The following is a 17,976-nucleotide window of genomic DNA, read 5'->3' on the forward strand; positions in this document are numbered from 1 at the left end:
AAAGGACAGAGCGGCGCAGTGGAAATGCCTTGCGCAGAATTTCTCGCGAGGCACTGCCGATGATTCTTGATTCGGAAGCGTGAGCCCCCGCGATAGGTTCTCTCCGCCAAGCGGCACGCGCTTTGGAACTTGAAGAAGATCTGCGAGAGTCCAATTGGCTGTGTCATCAGGTCTTGCCTCCAACCAGGACCGTCAAAGACTTTGGCAGGAACCTGCTCCCGGGCAAGAATAAGCAAAAACCCCGATTCGGCAAGCGAATCGGGGTTTTCAGCAAGAATCTAAAGACTACTCAGCAGCAACTGCTTCTTCAGCTTCTTCCTCGACGACTGGAGCCAGCGACAGCTTGCCGCGGTCATCAATCTTGGTGATCTCCACCTGCAGCTTCTGGCCAACGCCGACGACGTCTTCGACGTCCTCGACACGCTTGCCATCGTTGATCTTGCGCAGCTCGGAGATGTGCAGCAGGCCATCCTTGCCCGGGGTCAGCGAAACGAACGCACCGAAGGTGGTCAGCTTCACGACGGTACCCAGGTAACGCTCGCCGACCTCAGGAACCTGAGGGTTGGCAATAGCGTTGATGGCCGAGCGGGCAGCTTCAGCGGACTCGCCGTTGGTTGCGCCGATCAGCACGGTGCCGTCATCTTCGATCGAGATGTCAGCGCCGGTGTCTTCCTGGATCTGGTTGATCATCTTGCCCTTAGGGCCGATGACCTCGCCGATCTTGTCCACTGGAATCTTCACGGAGATGATTCGTGGAGCATTGACGTTCAGTTCATCCGGAGCGTCGATAGCCTGGTTCAGAACGTTCAGGATGTGCAGGCGTGCTTCGCGAGCCTGGGTCAGCGCGGCGGCCAGAACCGATGCCGGAATACCATCCAGCTTGGTGTCCAGCTGGATCGCGGTAACGAACTCGGAGGTACCTGCAACCTTGAAGTCCATGTCGCCCATGGCATCTTCGGCACCGAGGATATCGGTCAGGGCAGCGTAACGGGTTTCGCCGTCTACGGTGTCCGAAACCAGGCCCATGGCGATGCCTGCAACAGCGGCCTTCAGCGGCACGCCAGCGTTCAGCAGCGACAGGGTCGATGCGCAAACCGAGCCCATGGAGGTCGAGCCGTTGGAGCCCAAAGCCTCGGAGACCTGGCGGATTGCGTATGGGAATTCCTCGCGGCTAGGCAGCACCGGAACCAGTGCGCGCTCAGCCAGTGCGCCGTGGCCGATTTCGCGGCGCTTAGGCGAACCAACACGGCCGGTTTCACCGGTCGAGTATGGAGGGAAGTTGTAGTTGTGCATGTAGCGCTTGGTCTTCACTGGCGACAGCGAGTCGATCTGCTGTTCCATCTTCAGCATGTTCAAGGTGGTAACGCCCATGATCTGGGTTTCGCCACGCTCGAAGATTGCCGAACCGTGAACGCGAGGCAGAACCTCGACCTCGGCGGAGAGCTGGCGGATGTCAGCAAGGCCGCGGCCGTCGATGCGGATCTGGTCGGTCAGGATGCGCTGGCGCACGATGTGCTTGGTAACAGCGCCAAATGCCTTGGAGATTTCACCCTCGCGGCCTGCGAAAGCGTTGCCTTCGCCAGCCAGCGATGCAACGATCTCTTCCTTGTATGCGCTGGCAGCGTTGTCGCGCTCCTGCTTGTCAGCGATGGTGTAGATCTCCGTCAAGCGGGTCGAAGCAGCAGCCTCGACAGCGGTGAAGGCATCTTCTTCGTAATCGCGGAAGACCGGGAATTCAACGGTTTCCTTGGCAGCGCGAGCAGCCAGGTCGGCCTGGGCCTCGCACAGGACCTTGATGAATGGCTTCGCAGCCTCAAGGCCTTCAGCGACAACCTCTTCGGTTGGAGCCTGGACGCCGCGTTCCTTGATCAGTTCCCAAGCGTTGTCGGTAGCTTCAGCTTCCACCATCATGATGGCAACGTCGTCGCCAGCGATACGGCCGGCAACAACCATGTTGAAGACAGCGTTCTTCAGCTCGGAGTGGCGTGGGAAGGCAACCCACTGTGCGCCGTTTCCGTCATCAACCAGTGCAACGCGAACGCCGCCGATTGGGCCGGAGAATGGCAGGCCCGAAAGCTGGGTGGACATCGACGAAGCGTTGATCGCTACGACGTCGTACAGCTCATCTGGCTCGATGGACAGCACGGTGACGACAACCTGGACCTCGTTGCGCAGGCCCTTGACGAAGGCTGGGCGCAGTGGGCGGTCCATCAGGCGGCAAGCCAGGATGGCTTCGGTCGATGGGCGGCCTTCGCGGCGGAAGAAGCTGCCTGGGATGCGGCCGGCTGCGTACATGCGCTCTTCAACGTCCACGGTCAGTGGGAAGAAGTCGAAGCCTTCGCGTGGGTGCTTGCCAGCGGTAGTTGCCGAGAGCAGTGCGGTCTCGTCATCGATGTAGACCATTGCCGAACCTGCAGCCTGCTTGGCAATGCGGCCGGTTTCGAAGCGAATGGTGCGGGTGCCGTAGCGACCGTTGTCGATCTGTGCTTCGGCGAATTGGATTTCTGGACCCTCCATTAAGGGGGTGCTCCTTTCGATCGCTCCCACGTGGTGGATGAGCGAACCGTGTGGCCCTACCCAGATCTGGTCTTCGATCGAGACCCGCGCTGAGGCGCATATTTGCCCTAGCGAAAGTCACTACCGAGGACCGCGAAACTGGCGGTCGGGACCAACGGTCAGTCAGCCCTGGGAGTTATTTTCTTTTGGGGCCCGCATAGAACATGCAGACCCAGGTACTAGCCTACCGGGAATTGGCAAAAGACGCAGTTCCCCGACGATCGTCGCGCGCCAGCATCGGCCCTTGGACGTATCGCATCCCGAGTGCACAACTAATCCTTATGGCTGGCATTGCCCGTACAGGCCATTACAGGGAAGCTTTGCGCCAGCATGGCGATGACTCCAAGAAGGATGAAGAAAGAAGGATGAAGAAATGACGGCATTGAACCGGTTTTCGACTCGCCGCACCGGAGAGTTGCTGATCTTCGCCCTGACAGGCAATGACCCTGCTTGCCTTGGCATTCGAGCGGAAGATTGCCACGTAACCCCGCCAGCAAGGGTGGATATTAAAAATCCAGTTGTTGGTTGAAAGGGTAACTGAATCGTGATCTACTGGCTAGGGACTTAGTCTGCAATGTCGCAGATTCAGTATTTGCCCGCATCTTCTTGATTCTGAAGGCTATATCGTGAACCAGACTCGAAAAAGCATCGTGCGCAAAGCACGTCTGCCCCTAGCTGTCGTAGCAGCCGGATCCCTTGCGCTAGGCGGTGTTGCTAGCGGGACTGCGATATATGCCCCGGCCGTCGCCGCAACGCAAAGCGCATCGAACCAGGTTGCTGGAGAGCAAGCCGCATACCCTATCTACAACTACGACGAATTTACCGTCGTTGATAAGGGACAAGAATTCTGGACCTTCAACTATGACGAATCCGATCCTGCAAACGGCGTAGTCGTGCTCACTGACAACAACGGTTTGGTCTCATCAGGCGACGAAGTGTGGCTGAGTGCTTCTTCCGTGCCCAACACCGGCGGCATCCAAGAAGCCAAGTACGAAAACGGCCAGGTCGTCCTCAACGGTCCACTCGATTCGCCAGATGGTTACAGTACGTGGTCCAAACAATCACGACAGGTATCCTTCAGCGTTTCAACGGGGCCAGACGCCGGGCCGGATATGGTGCACCACGGTGGAGTCCCCTACGTTCCTGAACAAGGCATCTCGCTGATCACTAGCAAAGTAGGGCAAGAGTACGCGGTTCCGTTTTTGCCAGTTGGATCAGAAGTTTGGTCTTTCGATAGTTCTTCTGGTCCTTCCTGGCTTAGCCAGGCGACTGTATCCATCAACTACTACAGCGACGCCCCAGACGCCCCCAACGGAGGTTTCATTGACGTCGAGCTGACCGATGTGGAAATCTCTGACGGACAACTAACCATCTCGGATCCAATACTTTCCGAGTTCGCCGAAGGCGATGGATATCAGGTAACTTTCCGCGGCACCACTGACGAACAAAACGCATCGGTATACATGGGGCTTTATGGCAAGCAGCCAGAGCCGACTACTGAACCAACCGAGGAACCAACAACGGAGCCGACTACTGAACCAACCGTAGAACCGACCGAGGAACCAACGTCCGAACCAACAGTAGAACCGACGGAAGAACCTACAGCCGAGCCAACTGCTGAACCAACAGTAGAACCGACCGAGGAACCGACAGCCGAGCCAACTGCTGAACCAACAGTAGAACCGACTACTGATCCAACAACTGAGCCGACCGAAGTTCCCGAAGCAGTAGCTCCGGAGTCCGGCGACCAAGTAGCTCCCGGCGAAGAAAACCTAGCCTACGACAGCGACACGTCTGATCCTGCTGAAGGAATTTACGCATTCAACGTCAACGCAGATGTTGAAGAAGGAGAAGCAGTCGTCACCTACCGCACTTCGCCAAGTTCGGAACCTCAGACCATCAAAGGCACCGTGAAGGATGGACAGCTTGTTATCAAGGATGATGATTCCTTCGGCGGCAGCGTCAAGGACTTCAACCAGATTCTGATCACGGTGGAGGACTCGAATGGAAATACCATTTCTGCGCTTCTATCCGGCGAGAGTGTCCTGAATCTGCAGTCTAAGATCATCGATAACCGTTTGGGAGTCTTGCTTTCTGAAGCAGGATCCGACGCCTTGCGCTTCGACATCCCTGCCGGATTCCCAACCGTGTCCAGCGATAATTTCAGTTTCGATTTGGAATACGTGGCAGCAGACGGAACGCCAGCTATTCTCTCGGCTGTCGATTACGACATCGACGGTGAAACCTTGGTAATCAATGACTCCAGAGTTTCCAGTCTTACCGCAGGTACTTACTACCTGACTGGCGAGCAGCAAGAAGAAAACAGCGACGGCGCAAAGGCTGCCGCGGCTGGCCCAGCAGCAGAGGAACCGAACGTCACCGTCTCCGCATGGTTCGGATTGTACGATCGCGCAGAAGAATCGCCTTCGCCAAGCGACGAACCATCCGAGGATCCATCATCGGAGCCTAGTGAAGATTCCTCCGAGGAACCAACGGCGGAACCTACTCAGGAGAGTACTCCGACTGCCAGCTCCACCGAGGATGCTCCGAGTGGGACTGAAGATCGGCAGAAGGACCACCGCGATGAGCTGGCGGACACTGGTGCAAATGGCGCCCTGCTTACGGCCGGCGGACTCGCTCTGGCGCTGATCGCTGTTGGTGGCATCGCAATGGCTATGCGCCGTCGCGGAAACCACGGCTAACGGAGTCCAGCCGCGGCTGGTACTCGGGCGGCTGTTGGAATGGCGATTTTCGTCATTCCGACAGCCGTTCTTTCGTTCCGGTGGAAACCAGTTGATGCCTATCTGTGATTGAACGCTCGCATAAAAAATTACTCTCGAACGGCGCGAGAAGATTCAGCTGTTGTAGCGTTGGACTCGAAAGCCACTGATACAAATTGATTGCCTTTGTCTCGACTTTTGCCAGTTCTGCCGACTCATTCTCGGTAGGCGGCGATGCCTAGCGCAGAGCGTGTCCTTTTCCCAGACAACTAAAGGAAATACACCGATGACAACTATGGTCAACGCCTACGCAGCTCCATCTGCGACTGAAGGACTCATCCCGACGCAGATCGAACGACGTGCTGTGGGTCCGCAGGACATCCTGATTGATATCAAGTTCTCCGGAATATGCCACTCCGACATCCACACGGTGCGTGGTGAGTGGGGAAACCAGACCTACCCGCTAGTGCCGGGCCACGAAATTGCCGGCATCGTTGCCGAAGTCGGGTCAGAGGTAACCAAGCACAAGGTGGGCGACCGCGTTGGCGTGGGCTGCATGGTCAATTCCTGCATGGAATGCGAGAACTGCCTTGCCGGAGACCAGCAATTCTGCGAGCAGAGTGTTGGTACCTACGGTGCTCTTGACCGTGATGGCAGCATGACCCAAGGTGGCTACGCCACGCATGTCGTGGTTGCCGCGAACTTCGCCCTGAACATTCCTGAAGGCATCGATCTGGATGTTGCCGCGCCCCTGCTTTGCGCCGGCATCACCACCTTCTCCCCGCTGAGGCACTGGGATGCAGGGCCGGGCAAGAAGATTGCCGTCGTGGGACTCGGCGGCCTGGGCCACATGGCGGTCAAGATCGCCAGTGCCATGGGCGCTGAGGTCACCGTTCTGTCGCAGTCGCTGAAGAAGAAGGATGATGGGCTGAAGCTGGGCGCAACCGACTACCGGGCCACCAGCGATGAGAACACCTTCAAGGATCTGCAGAAGAACTTCGACCTGATCATCAACACCGTCAGCGCTTCCATCGACGTCAGTGCCTACCTCGGACTGCTGCGCGTGAACGGCACCATGGTTAACGTTGGTGCTCCGGCAGAACCGTTGCCCGTCAATGCCTTCGCCTTGATCGGGGGACGCCGTTCCTTCGCAGGTTCGCAGATCGGCGGCATCGAGGAAACCCAGGAGATGCTGGATTTCTGTGCCCAGCATGGCATTGGCGCAGAGATCGAGGTCATCGGTGCCACGCAAATCAATGAGGCTTACGAGCGCGTGCTGGCATCCGATGTCCGCTACCGCTTCGTAATCGATACCGCGACGTTGGCCTAGTTACCCCAGCTCACTCGGGTGGCAGGGAACGGCGCCGGTCTTGTCCAGCATTGCAGGACAGGTCCGGCGCCGTTTCGCGTCTGGCTAATGAATGTTCATTCGCCCCGGCGCGATCTACGAGTGCGCGCGTTATCCCGTTGGCTGCCCTGTTCTGGAGCCACGGCCGCAGTACCCTGCTCAGGCAAGTTCCCTTTGATCGCGGCAAGCTCGGATTGAAGTTGCGCCACGGTACCACTGAGGTCCTTCAGTTCCTTCCGGCGGCGGCTGGCAGCCCTGAAGGTCTTGATCATCATGGCGATGATCAGCGGAATCGCCGCGAGCAGGGCCCAGCCGCTGCGTTCAAAGAAGTCGAGGGCCACCGGCAGAGCCTGATTGAATTCCCAGAAGGAATTCACTCCCCCGGCAATCGATTCCAATGCAGATTCCACGGGAGCCAGTTGCTTGCCCACAATTGGTATTCCGGAAAGATCAGGGGCATTCACCGGAGGCTCGCCCACGGTCCACCGCGGATCACCTGGCCGCTTCAGGATATAGATCCCGGCACCGGCACTGGCAGTGGCGAATAAGAGCACCGAGGCCAGGGCGACTGCCACTAGCTGGCGCCGCCGCCATAGCCCCGCCACCACGGCGAAACCAATGACCAGAATCCAAATCCACATTCGCAGTTGTTCCAGGCCAATGCCCGTCAGTAAATCCATGAACCTTGCCTCATTGCTCTGGGCCGCCATGGCCCAAGTTGTGCGTGACTTCATCCCACTTAGGTACGCTATCGCGAGCAGCGGATTATTTGCCGCCTAGCACGTCAATCCGGTTGAGATCGAATCGTTCGAGTCGTCATATTGCTTCCTCGCCCCGGTATCCGGGACCCAATAGCCGATGGCCTCCGGCCCGTCCAATGCAGCGATCGGCTCATCCCGCCTGCCGGCAGCTCGAATGGGAATTGCCCCTAGCCCTCTTGCGATCGCGGATCTGGCATCGGTGGAGGTGGCAACGCGACGCACCCCAAAGACCAGCTGGCCTTGTTCGCCACAGTCCTGCAGCTTTGCCGCTGCAAATGCCTGAACCGGGACAGTGCTCTTGCCTTGGGTGCGTTGGCGACACTGGCCTGAATTTGAGTTAATGGGTCTGGGTCCGCTGCTCGGCGGATCATCTGGGATCGAGGAGGCTGGCATTGACGGAGCCTAATTTTGCTGAACATTATTGGGATTTCATTGAGCGGGGAAGCATCTTGGTAGTGACTCTCAGTGGACCGGCTCATCTGCGGTTGATGGATCCGGAGAATTTCGCGGCATTCCAGGACGGAGAAGAATTCGAAGCATACGGTGGACTGGCACGCCGTGCTCCATACCGAATCAAGGTGCCCCATTCCGGACCCTGGTTTCTAGCGATTGATCTGACTGGCCTCGGTGCGCGTGGGGTGCGCCACGAAGTCAGCGTCGTGCCGCCACAGAAGCTGGAAGCTCGACGCCCTGCCCGGGACTAGAAGCAAGATCCCGCAGGAGAACTTAGCCCGCGAGCTCACTCGAAATATCGACAAGCTGTTGCATCCTCATTCCGGGCCAACCGTGGACCATATCCACCCACTGCGCCGGAACACTCGAGAACCCTGAAGCTGCGCCAATGAGCGATCCGGCGATGGCTGCCACGGTGTCGGTATCCACGCCTCCGCGAACAGCCGCTTCCAGTACCGGAACCAAGCGATCGTTCCCGTCTTCCGGTTCGGCGGTGGCGATCGCGCTCCAAGCACCTTGGAACGCTTCAACGACCCAACCGTTATTTGTGAAGTCCCGAGGTCGATGGTTTTCGGCCTGGTGGATGCGCTGCTCCCATGCTTGTGCGCGTTCTGGTTCAAGCATCGCAAGACCACTGCGAATATCTAGTTCGCCGGTGAGCACAGCGTGGTGAATGGCTACTGTCCAAAGCCCGCAGGCCTCAGCGGCTTCATCATCGAAATGGGTCAGCTTGCTGATAGCTGCCGCAGCTTCGAATGCGGCAGCAGGCGGTTCAGACAGATAAGCCAGCGCCACGGGCGCTGTGCGCATGAGACTGCCGTTCCCGCCGGAACGGCCAGTTCTCCGGTGAATCTGTTCAGAACCAGCTAGCGCATCATCAGCGGTCGGCTCGGCTCTTCCGTCAGCAGACGCAACATGCTGGGCGTGGGCAAGGACAGCCCGCGTCTGGTTGCCGACGTCCGGTGCGTTCGTGGCCCATTTGGCCCATTCCCGAACCATGTAGTTGCTCGCGGCACCATCAAGCTTGCCGTTGGAACCCAGCAGGCCCTGGGCAATGACTATGGCCATTGAGGTGTCGTCGGTCCACTCCCCGGGCGCAAAATCGCCCAACCCGCCACCAATCATGGAAATTTTGGCGGATTCGGGCAACGGTGCGTTGAATTCGTAGCCCGCGCCCAGGGCATCTCCGGCAGCCATCCCGGTCAGGACTCCACGAATTCGATCTTTCACCTGTACTGAATGTGCCATTTGCGCCTTTCACAGGGTGGTCGCCAATGCAGAGTACTACTGCTTGGATCCACTGTACTGATGCGCACCGACAGTAGGGCTACCTGAGCGGCCCCGGTAGCGTTCTCACGGTTGATTTGCGTCCTTGCGTCGTCGACCGGAATAGCGAACGAGGACATTGATGCGGTCACGATAACTGTTCCGCTTCTACCTGCGATCCCGACTTCGGTAATAGCTCACCTGGTTGGCTTCGTCGCTGTCCCGGCTTGCTGCACGCGCGCTCACGGGCATAGCCGAGCGGAGGCAGATCTCCTTGAACTCGATAGGCGTTTGATCCAACTTCTTGCAGTTACGGCCAATGCCCTGCAGGAACCAGGGTCCTGCAGGGCATTGGATGTCGCCAGCCTCGGTCGCTGCGCCTAGGCGAATGCAGGCGGTGGCGGAGTCGTGGGGTCAGTTGGGTGCCCCGGCGCCGGCTCCGTGGGATCCTGCGGGCCCGGGGGCGGGATCGGTCCATCCGGATGCGAAGGGCTTGGTGGTACGTCCGGCTGCGCCGGGCTTGGCGGAGCATCTGGTGTCGGCGGTTGCGCTGGCGGTTCTGGCTGGTCGGGAATACTCGGATCACCCTGCACCGGAGTACCTGATTCGTGTAAGTGATTCATTGGAACCTGCTTTCCGTCGTATCGGTTCGACCATTCAACGACGGATCGTCTCCGCCTTGCAACGGCATTCAGGAATCGCAAAGCTGCAACAGTGCCGCGACATGGCGTGGTCGCGTCGAATCGGAAAGCATCACTCGGTTCAACCCATTGGTTTCGCAAGCTGCCGTGCGCCAGCGCAGCCGGCCTATAGCAGCATGCGCACGATTGGTGTCGCGATGAGGATGGTCAGGACAACGCGCACGAACCAGATAGCTGCCATCTGCGGGATGTTCAGCGGAATCTGCGTCGCCAGGACGCATGGCACCAATGCTGAAAAGAAGATGATTGCAGAGACGCAAACGATGGCGATCACCATGCGCAGCTCGATGGATTCGTGTCCCGCAATGAGGGTTGCTGGAAGGAACATTTCAGCAATTCCGGTAGCCGAAGCCTTGCCAGCCAGCAACGGGTCATCCAGCCCGACGATCCAGGCAAATGGGACAAACAGGTAGCCTAGCCAGTCGAAAACTGGAGTGAAGCGGGCAACCACCAGTCCGAGCAATCCGACAGAGAGAATGGACGGCAAAATTGCCATGGCCATTTTCAGCCCATCCCATACGTTGGCGCCGACATTCTTGAGCAGCGATGGCGCTCGCCGCGAGGCTCCCATGGCTTCGCTCCAGGCAACGCGTGCACGATTGCCCGTGACCAGTTTTTCCTTGTCATGTTCCATGCCCAGGTATGTCGTGTCTGGAATCCGGCTCAGAGGTGGAATGCGCACCGAAATGGCGGTTACCGCGAAGGTGACGACCAGCGACAGCCAGAAGTACAGGCTCCAGTGGTCCATCAGGTCCAGTGCCTTGGCAACAATAACCATGAAGCTGGCTGACACCGTGGAAAAACCGGTAGCGATGATGGCAGCTTCGCGACCCGTATAGCGGCCGCCACGGTACATGCGGTCGGTGATCAGCAGGCCCAGCGAGTAGCTTCCCACGAAGGACGCCACGGCATCCACGGCCGAACGTCCTGGGGTGCGCCAAATTGGACGCATGACCGGTTGGCAGAAGACACCAAGGAACTCCATCAGCCCGTAGCCAACTAGCAAGGCCAAGAAGATGGCACCTACTGGAACGATCAAGCCAACGGGAATGACCAATTTGTCCAGCAGAAAAGGACCCATGTCCGGATCGCTGAGCCACGCCGGGGCAAAGTTGAAGAGCAGCGAGCAGCCGACAGCTAGCCCGAAGATGTTCAGGAATGCGAATATGCCACGTACCTTGGATGCCTTCCATCCTCCGGTGACGAAGGGAATAACTGTCCCGCAGATGAGCATCAGCAAGATAATGTACGGAACGACCGGTGCCGCGGCAGTTTGAATCCACGTCACCAAGTGATCCAGCGGGATGGTGCTCTTGCCGTTGATGGTGATGGGGAGGAAGAAGAACAAGATACCGATAAGGCTATAGATCACGAATCGCAGAACGACCGGAAACGTGCTTTTCGCTTCAACGCTTGAAGTTGTCATTGGATACCGCCTTGTCGATGAGGGCGAGGGCATCAGCGTGATTTGATGCGATATCCATATAACGCGACTCGGGCCCGGCAATGTGACGGGGATCGCTTTTCTTGTCCGGAGTTTCAGACTTCGCGCAGATGAATGCTACTGCGCACTTCTTGTGGCTGCGCAGATGAAAGCAGGCCCACAGAACGATAGCCCCCACTTGCCATGATTCTCATAGGACCAGTCTGTAGGATCGATATAGTCTGCATAGGTACTAATTCCAGCTTTCGGCTGAAAACACGCGCTCAAATAGGTCTTGGCGTCATGCAGGGAATAACCTAGGGAGAACACATACGCAACCGATGGCGCACACCCATCGGCCACGACGTTTCAATGCAGCACGCAGCACATAGATAGTCCAGCAGAAACGAAGGCACCATTTTGAACGGCAATGCCACCTTTAAGCACCACAACGTTGCGCTTTTATCAGTGAACAGCGTCCTCGCACCCGAGGTGGTGAGCTCTGCAGAATTCGACGAGCGCCTTGCTCCTAGCCTGAAACGCCTTCGCCTGTCCAAGAAGCTTCTGGAACGAGTTTCCGGGGTCAAGGAACGCCGCTGGTGGTCCGATGGCGTTGAATTCGACGACGCTGCAATTCTTGCCGGCAAGAAGGCGCTGGCCCAGGCCGGTGTCGATGCCAGCGAAATCGGCCTGCTGATCAACACTTCGGTCACCCGCCGCAACTTGGAGCCGTCGGTGGCCTCCAAGGTGCACAACGGCTTGGGCTTGCCATCCTCCGCCATGAATTTCGACGTGGCCAACGCCTGCCTCGGCTTCGTCAACGGCATGAGCCTGGCAGCGAACATGATCGACTCCGGCCAGATCAAGTACGCCCTGATTGTTGCGGGCGAAGACGCCAAGCCAACGCAGGAAACCACTTTCCAGCGGCTGAACGCCGAAACTTCCACGCGCGATGACTACATGCGCGAATTCGCCACGCTGACCTTGGGTTCCGGCGCCGCCGCTGCGGTCATTGGCCCAGCGGATGCGCACCCGGAAGCGCACCGCATCGTCGGCGGCGTATCGCGTGCCGGCACCGAGCACCACGAGCTGTGTGTCGGCGGACCCTCGGGCATGTACACGGACACGAAGGGCTTGCTGGATAACGGCCTCGAACTGGTCGTGGATGCCTGGGATGAAGCCCATCAATCCGGATGGAACTGGAAGTCCATGGACCGCTACGTGACCCATCAGGTTTCCAAGTCCTACACCAATGCCATTATCAAGGCCGTCGGCCTGGTCAAGGACCGCGTGCCAATCACCTTCTCCAAGTGGGGCAACGTCGGACCGGCTTCCCTGCCCATGACCCTGTCCCAAGAAGCCGACTCGCTGAAGAAGGGCGACCGGGTGCTGTGCATGGGTGTGGGTTCCGGCCTGAACACCGCGATGATGGAGATTGCCTGGTGACCGAGCTTTTCCCCGGTGTAGATGCCATTTATTCGAAGTATCTGGAAGTACCGTCCACTTCGCAGGTGGACTCCCCGGGCACTAGGCACCGGTGGCACGTCCTGGATAACAACGAAGAACTGAAGCAACGCGGAATCGAGCCGGCCGGCACCTTGCTCTGCGTGCACGGCAACCCCACCTGGTCCTACCTCTGGCGCAGCCTGCTGAACCACGTGTCCGAGCACGGGCTGCCGTGGCGAGTGGTGGCAGTGGACCAGCTGGACATGGGCTTCTCCGAGCGCAGCGGCAAGTTCCGCCGCCTGGCCGACCGCGTCAACGATCTCGGCGATCTGACTGGCGCACTGGGGCTGACCGGCAAAATCACCACCGTGGGCCATGACTGGGGCGGCATCATCTCCCTGGGCTGGGCCGTTTCCCACCCGGACCAGCTGGAGAACGTGGTGTTGACCAACACCGCAATCCACCCTGCAGGCTTCGAGCTTCCCGCCGCGCTGAAACTCGCGTCCCACCCTGCGGTGCACGGTTGGGGCACCAAGACTTCCCCTGCCTTCTTGCAGGTAACCCACGCGCTGGCGCAGCCGGCCTTGGCCCCGGATATCCGCAAGGCCTTCATGGCCCCGTACACCAACGCTGAAAAGCGCGAGGGCGTAGCCAACTTTGTCGCCGATATCCCGTTCTCCCAGGATCACCCAAGCCGTCCGGCCTTGGATGAGATCTCGGAAGCAGTGCGCTCCTTGAAAGTCCCGGCCCTGATGCTCTGGGGACCCAAGGACCCGGTCTTCTCCGACCGCTACCTGCGCGATTTGATGTCGCGACTGCCCCACGCCCAGGTTCACCGCTTTGAAGGCTCCAGCCATTTGGTGGGCGAAGACAACGATATTGCCACCCCGATCTTCCAGTGGCTTGCCGGCGAGAAGAGTTCCAAGAACACCTCGCGTGCCCAATCCCTGGGCGAATACCGTCCGATGCTTGCCGAACTCGATTCGCGCACCGAGGACCAATCGGCCGCGGTCGTGGACATCAATCCTGCGCGATCGCTGTCCTGGGCCGAACTGGGCGAGCGCGTGAATGCCCTGGCCGCAGGGTTGCGCCAGATCGGAGTGCAGGCCGGCGACCGGGTGAACCTGCTGGTTCCACCGGGAATTGAACTGACCACCCTGATCTACGCCTGCCTGCGCCTGGGCGCGGTCATTGTGGTGGCCGATGCCGGCCTTGGCACCAAGGGCATGGGCCGAGCCATCAAGGGTGCTGGCCCGAGCTACCTGATTGGCATCGACCGTGCGCTCACCGGTGCGCGGCTGTTCGGCTGGCCGGGAACCAGGATTGCCGCTGGAGACCTGCCTGCTGCGAAGCGCAAGCTGCTGGGGGTAGCCCATACCCTGCCCGAGCTCTATGAAGCCGGCAGCCAGGCCGCTTCCGGGTCCCGGGTTTTCGAGCCATCCGATCCGGATGCCGATGCGGCGGTCCTGTTCACCTCCGGCTCCACCGGTCCGGCCAAGGGAGTGGTGTACACGCATCGCGAACTGGCCGCCATGCGCGATACCCTGCGTGAAACCTACAACCTCAAGGCCGGCTCTGCGCTGGTGGCAGGCTTCGCGCCGTTCGCGCTGCTGGGCCCTGCTTTGGGTGCCACCTCGGTCACCCCGGACATGGACGTCACCGCACCGCGGACCTTGACTGCCGCTGCGTTGGCAGATGCCGCCCTCGCGGTGGATGCAACCACCGTCTTTGCCTCCCCCGCCGCGCTGGCTAATGTCCTGGAAACCCAGGATGCGCTGAACCAGGCTCAGCGGGAAACCTTGGAAGGCGTCTCGCTGATGCTGTCCGCCGGCGCCCCGATTCCCGAGCATCTGCTGGCCAAGGTGCAGGATCTGGTTCCCAATGCCCGGGTCCACACCCCGTACGGCATGACCGAGGCCTTGCCGGTCACCGATATCGACTTGGCCGGCATCCGCGCTGCCGGAGCGGGCAATGGCGTGTGCGTGGGCACCGCCGTTGCGGGAGCCACCGTTGCCATCGCACCGATTGATGCCCTGGGCGTGGCCGGAGACAAGCCGGAATACACCCCGAATGCCACCGGCGAAATCCTGGTCCGCGCCCCGCACGTCAAGGACCGCTACGACCGGCTGTGGATCACCGAACAGCTCAGCGTCTCCATCCCCGGCTGGCATCGCACCGGCGATGTCGGGCACCTGGATGAGCAGGGACGCCTGTGGGTCGAGGGACGCCTTGGCCACGTGCTGCGCACCGCCAAGGGCGCGATTACCCCGGTAGCCGCCGAGCACGCTGTCGAGTCGGTTGCTGGCGCGGGCCGTGCCGCGCTGGTCGGCGTGGGACCTGACGGAACCCAGGCCGCGGTGGTCGTCATGGAAACGGTGCCCGCGGCCCGCAAATCCGGTCCGGCCGCCAGCGATCTGGCCCGCCAGGTTCGCGCCGCGGTCGCGGCCACTGGCACCGAGGTGGCAGCGGTCCTGGTAGTCCCAAGCCTGCCCACCGATATCCGGCACAACTCCAAGATTGACCGGGCCGCGCTCGCCCACTGGGCTGCCGCGACCCTCGCAGGTGGAAGGATCCGCAATCCGTGAGCCCATCGAAAAATGAAGACGCTGCCCGTCGCGTTCTGGTCACCGGCGCCAGCGGCATGCTCGGTGGCGCTGTAGCCCAGCTGTTGCGCGACAAGGGCCACCATGTGCGCACCTTCCAGCGCGGCAGCTCGGCATCAGCCATCGATGAAGTCCGCGGCTCGCTCACGGATCCGCAGGCTGTCGCCGCGGCCGTGGAGTCCATGGACGCGGTCATCCACCTGGCAGCCAAGGTCTCCTTCACCGGTGCATGGGAAGACTTCGCCGCCACTAATATCGCGGGAACCAGCAATCTGCTCGAAGCATCCAAGCGCGCAGGAATCAAGGATTTCGTGTTCGTCTCTTCCCCTTCCGTGGCGCACTTCGGCGATTCGCTGGCGGGCGCAGGTGCGGGCGAGGCCGATCCGGCCAAGGCGCATGGATTCTATGCACGCTCCAAGGCAGCGGCCGAGCTCAATGCCCTGGGCGCCGATTCGCCAGCACTTCGCGTCACCGCCATCCGCCCGCACGTTGTGTGGGGACCTGGCGATACCCAGCTGGTGGAACGCGTCATCCAGCGGGCCAAGGCCGGGCGGCTGCCCCTGCTGGACCAGGGCGCAGCACTGATCGACACCACCTATATCGACAATGCCGCTGCGGCGATTGTCCGCGGCCTGGAACGCATGGACCACGCCCACGGGCGAGCCCTGGTGGTCACCAATGGCGAACCTCGGCCGGTGGGCGAGCTGATCGCCGGCATCTGCAAGGCTGGCGGCGCCCCGGCTCCGAAGCTCAACGTTCCGGGCTGGCTAGCTCGTGGCGCCGGTTCGGTGATCGAGAAGTTGTGGTTGGCAGCTGGTTCGCGCAACTTGGTTCATGATGAGCCGCCGATGACCCGTTTCCTGGCCGAGCAGCTGTCTACCGCGCATTGGTTCGACCAGCGCGAAACCCATGAAGTCCTGGACTGGAAACCTGCGGTGGGCATTGACGAGGGTCTGGAGAAGCTGGCGGAGCACTACCAGAACTAGTTGGCCGGGAAGGCAGCCGCCGTTTTTGGAGCGCGCGCAGTTGCCTTGGCAGCAGTCCGTGCGTCTTGGCGTCATCTGCTTTCGTGGATTCCTGCCCAGCCATTGCGCTGGGATATCTTGATTCAATGAGCAAGAAGATTTCATACCAGGGCGAAGCCGGCTCCAACTCGAATATGGCCTGCATGCAGCGTTTCCCGGACATGGAAGCAGTGCCTTGTGCCAGCTTCGAGGACGCGTTCGCCATGGTGGAAAACGGTGAAGCAGAGCTGGCGATGATTCCGATAGAGAACTCCATTGCCGGTCGCGTTGCCGATATCCATGTCCTGCTCCCCGAGTCGGAACTGCACATTGTCGGCGAGCACTACCTGCGGATCCGCTTCGACCTTCTCGGACTGCCTGGCAGCACCATCGCGGATGCGGCCGAGGTGCACAGCCACATCCATGCGCTGGGCCAATGCCGCAAGATCATACGCCAGCACGGCCTGACCCCGGTGATTGCCGGTGATACTGCAGGTTCGGCCCGCGAAGTGCGCGAATGGAACGATCCTGCCAAGCTCTCGCTCGCTCCGCCCATGGCGGCCGAACTCTACGGCTTGGAGGTGCTGGCCTCCGGTGTCGAGGACGACCAAACGAATACGACCCGCTTCGTAGTGCTTGCCCGCAGGCACGAACTGCCGCACCGTTCCCAGCTCCCCGACTCGGTGATTACCACTTTGGTGTTCCAGGCGCGCAACGTGCCCAGCGCGCTGTACAAGGCATTAGGCGGATTTGCCACGAACGGCGTGAACCTCACCCGCATGGAAAGCTACATGGTCGGTTCGTCCTTCGCCGCTACCACCTTCATGGTCGACATCGAGGGCCACCCCGAAGACCTTCCTGTGCGCTTGGCGTTGGAAGAACTGGAATTCTTCACCTGGGAAATCAAGATCCTCGGCACGTACGCGGCCAGCGAGCATCGCCAACGGGGTTCGGCAGCTTTCGTCTAGGCCTGCCCCGGCTTTCTGCGTCCGGGGGCGGCTGGACGATCCGCTGCAACTAGCCCCTCCATGAATAGCGGCGTTCGGGCCTGCCGACTCCCCCGTAGCGCAGGTTCACCTGAGCCAGGTTTTCCTCTGCCAGGTATTCCAGATACCGGCGAGCGCTCACCCGGGACGTGCCCAGCTTCTGCGCGGTTTCGGTGGCCGAGATGGGTTCGGCAGCTTCCTTGACGATGCTCTCAACCAGCTCCATGGTTTCGGCGCTGCAGCCTTTGGGAAGAGGCCGGCGCTTTTGTCCGCCGAGCCCGAAGAGCATGTTCACATCGGCCTGCTGCAATTCCTGGTCCGCTGCTTCGCCCAGCGGCTGGTAGGCCTTTGCGTAGTGCTCCAGCCGTTCGCGCAGGTCATCCCGCGAGAAGGGCTTCATCAGATAGTGGACGATGCCGCCACGAAGCGCGCGGCGCACGGTATCCATTTCCCGCGCCGCGCTGATCACCAGGACATCGAGCTCCGGCTGGACTTCGCGCAGGCGCTGCAAGAGGTCCAGGCCGTTCATGTCCGGCAAATGGATATCGAGCAAGATGAGATCCGGCGAGAGCGCGCCGGCGGCCTTGATCGCGTCACCGGCGGAGTGCGCCACGCCGACCACGGTGAACCCCGGTTCGCTGTTGACGAATCCAGCGTGCACCTTGGCGACCATGAAGTCATCGTCGATCACCAGTACTTTGATCACTTC

The 17,976-nt window shown here is 60.3% G+C and carries 13 protein-coding genes; 8 read left to right on the forward strand and 5 right to left on the reverse strand.

Annotated elements, in window-relative coordinates:
- Positions 1–285 precede the first annotated feature (285 nt).
- Complete coding sequence (locus AAZQ98_RS08820; RefSeq protein ID WP_133832978.1) at positions 286–2,517, reverse strand: polyribonucleotide nucleotidyltransferase; 2,232 nt, start codon at positions 2,515–2,517, stop codon at positions 286–288.
- Between the two features lie 412 nt (positions 2,518–2,929).
- On the opposite strand from AAZQ98_RS08820, the gene AAZQ98_RS08825 reads away from it, so the two are divergent.
- The 3 genes from AAZQ98_RS08825 (at position 2,930) to AAZQ98_RS08835 (ending at position 6,606) form a co-directional block, all read left to right on the forward strand.
- Positions 2,930–3,085 (forward strand): hypothetical protein, encoded by a 156-nt coding sequence (locus AAZQ98_RS08825; protein WP_434691483.1) that lies wholly within the window; start codon positions 2,930–2,932, stop codon positions 3,083–3,085.
- 97 nt (positions 3,086–3,182) lie between these two features.
- Complete coding sequence (locus AAZQ98_RS08830) at positions 3,183–5,258, forward strand: PT domain-containing protein (RefSeq protein ID WP_434691484.1); 2,076 nt, start codon at positions 3,183–3,185, stop codon at positions 5,256–5,258.
- Between the two features lie 304 nt (positions 5,259–5,562).
- The gene (locus tag AAZQ98_RS08835; protein ID WP_434691487.1) at positions 5,563–6,606 is read left to right on the forward strand and encodes an NAD(P)-dependent alcohol dehydrogenase; all 1,044 of its coding nucleotides are present in this window, start codon (positions 5,563–5,565) and stop codon (positions 6,604–6,606) included.
- Between the two features lie 95 nt (positions 6,607–6,701).
- On the opposite strand, the gene AAZQ98_RS08840 is transcribed toward AAZQ98_RS08835, so the two are convergent.
- Entirely contained in the window at positions 6,702–7,304 is a 603-nt protein-coding gene (locus AAZQ98_RS08840) for a hypothetical protein (RefSeq protein ID WP_434691488.1), read from the reverse strand.
- Positions 7,305–7,777: 473 nt separating this feature from the next.
- On the opposite strand from AAZQ98_RS08840, the gene AAZQ98_RS08845 reads away from it, so the two are divergent.
- A complete protein-coding gene (locus AAZQ98_RS08845) occupies positions 7,778–8,089 on the forward strand; it encodes a DUF1883 domain-containing protein (RefSeq protein ID WP_434691490.1) in 312 nt (103 codons plus the stop codon).
- Between the two features lie 22 nt (positions 8,090–8,111).
- Here AAZQ98_RS08845 and AAZQ98_RS08850 read toward each other — a convergent pair whose 3' ends face one another.
- Both AAZQ98_RS08850 and AAZQ98_RS08855 read right to left on the reverse strand, forming a co-directional pair.
- On the reverse strand, positions 8,112–9,086 hold the full coding sequence (locus AAZQ98_RS08850) for an ADP-ribosylglycohydrolase family protein (protein ID WP_434691492.1): 975 nt from the start codon (positions 9,084–9,086) through the stop codon (positions 8,112–8,114).
- Positions 9,087–9,911: 825 nt separating this feature from the next.
- A complete protein-coding gene (locus AAZQ98_RS08855) occupies positions 9,912–11,231 on the reverse strand; it encodes a YjiH family protein (RefSeq protein ID WP_434691494.1) in 1,320 nt (439 codons plus the stop codon).
- Positions 11,232–11,648: 417 nt separating this feature from the next.
- Between AAZQ98_RS08855 and AAZQ98_RS08860 the strand changes: the two genes are divergently transcribed.
- From AAZQ98_RS08860 to AAZQ98_RS08875, 4 genes are all read left to right on the forward strand, one after another.
- Complete coding sequence (locus AAZQ98_RS08860; RefSeq protein WP_013348415.1) at positions 11,649–12,674, forward strand: 3-oxoacyl-ACP synthase III; 1,026 nt, start codon at positions 11,649–11,651, stop codon at positions 12,672–12,674.
- A complete protein-coding gene (locus AAZQ98_RS08865) occupies positions 12,671–15,259 on the forward strand; it encodes an alpha/beta fold hydrolase (RefSeq protein ID WP_434691496.1) in 2,589 nt (862 codons plus the stop codon). Before AAZQ98_RS08860 ends, AAZQ98_RS08865 begins: the two co-directional genes overlap by 4 nt.
- Complete coding sequence (locus tag AAZQ98_RS08870) at positions 15,256–16,263, forward strand: NAD-dependent epimerase/dehydratase family protein (protein ID WP_434691499.1); 1,008 nt, start codon at positions 15,256–15,258, stop codon at positions 16,261–16,263. Before AAZQ98_RS08865 ends, AAZQ98_RS08870 begins: the two co-directional genes overlap by 4 nt.
- A gap of 125 nt (positions 16,264–16,388) precedes the next feature.
- On the forward strand, positions 16,389–17,249 hold the full coding sequence (locus AAZQ98_RS08875; RefSeq protein ID WP_434691502.1) for a prephenate dehydratase: 861 nt from the start codon (positions 16,389–16,391) through the stop codon (positions 17,247–17,249).
- Positions 17,250–17,298: 49 nt separating this feature from the next.
- On the opposite strand, the gene AAZQ98_RS08880 is transcribed toward AAZQ98_RS08875, so the two are convergent.
- The gene (locus tag AAZQ98_RS08880; protein ID WP_102598037.1) at positions 17,299–17,973 is read right to left on the reverse strand and encodes a response regulator; all 675 of its coding nucleotides are present in this window, start codon (positions 17,971–17,973) and stop codon (positions 17,299–17,301) included.
- Positions 17,974–17,976: the final 3 nt, after the last annotated feature.

It is taken from the genome of Glutamicibacter sp. Je.9.36, from assembly GCF_051129975.1.
Taxonomy (GTDB): domain Bacteria; phylum Actinomycetota; class Actinomycetes; order Actinomycetales; family Micrococcaceae; genus Glutamicibacter.

Bases quoted from the DNA above. Each gene is read 5' to 3' on its own strand.
- AAZQ98_RS08850 (WP_434691492.1), bottom strand. From the start codon at position 9,086: ATGGCACATTCAGTACAGGTGAAAGATCGAATTCGTGGAGTCCTGACC.
- AAZQ98_RS08835 (WP_434691487.1), top strand. From the start codon at position 5,563: ATGACAACTATGGTCAACGCCTACGCAGCTCCATCTGCGACTGAAGGA.
- AAZQ98_RS08820 (WP_133832978.1), bottom strand. From the start codon at position 2,517: ATGGAGGGTCCAGAAATCCAATTCGCCGAAGCACAGATCGACAACGGT.
- AAZQ98_RS08840 (WP_434691488.1), bottom strand. From the start codon at position 7,304: ATGGATTTACTGACGGGCATTGGCCTGGAACAACTGCGAATGTGGATT.
- AAZQ98_RS08825 (WP_434691483.1), top strand. From the start codon at position 2,930: ATGACGGCATTGAACCGGTTTTCGACTCGCCGCACCGGAGAGTTGCTG.
- AAZQ98_RS08855 (WP_434691494.1), bottom strand. From the start codon at position 11,231: ATGACAACTTCAAGCGTTGAAGCGAAAAGCACGTTTCCGGTCGTTCTG.
- AAZQ98_RS08875 (WP_434691502.1), top strand. From the start codon at position 16,389: ATGAGCAAGAAGATTTCATACCAGGGCGAAGCCGGCTCCAACTCGAAT.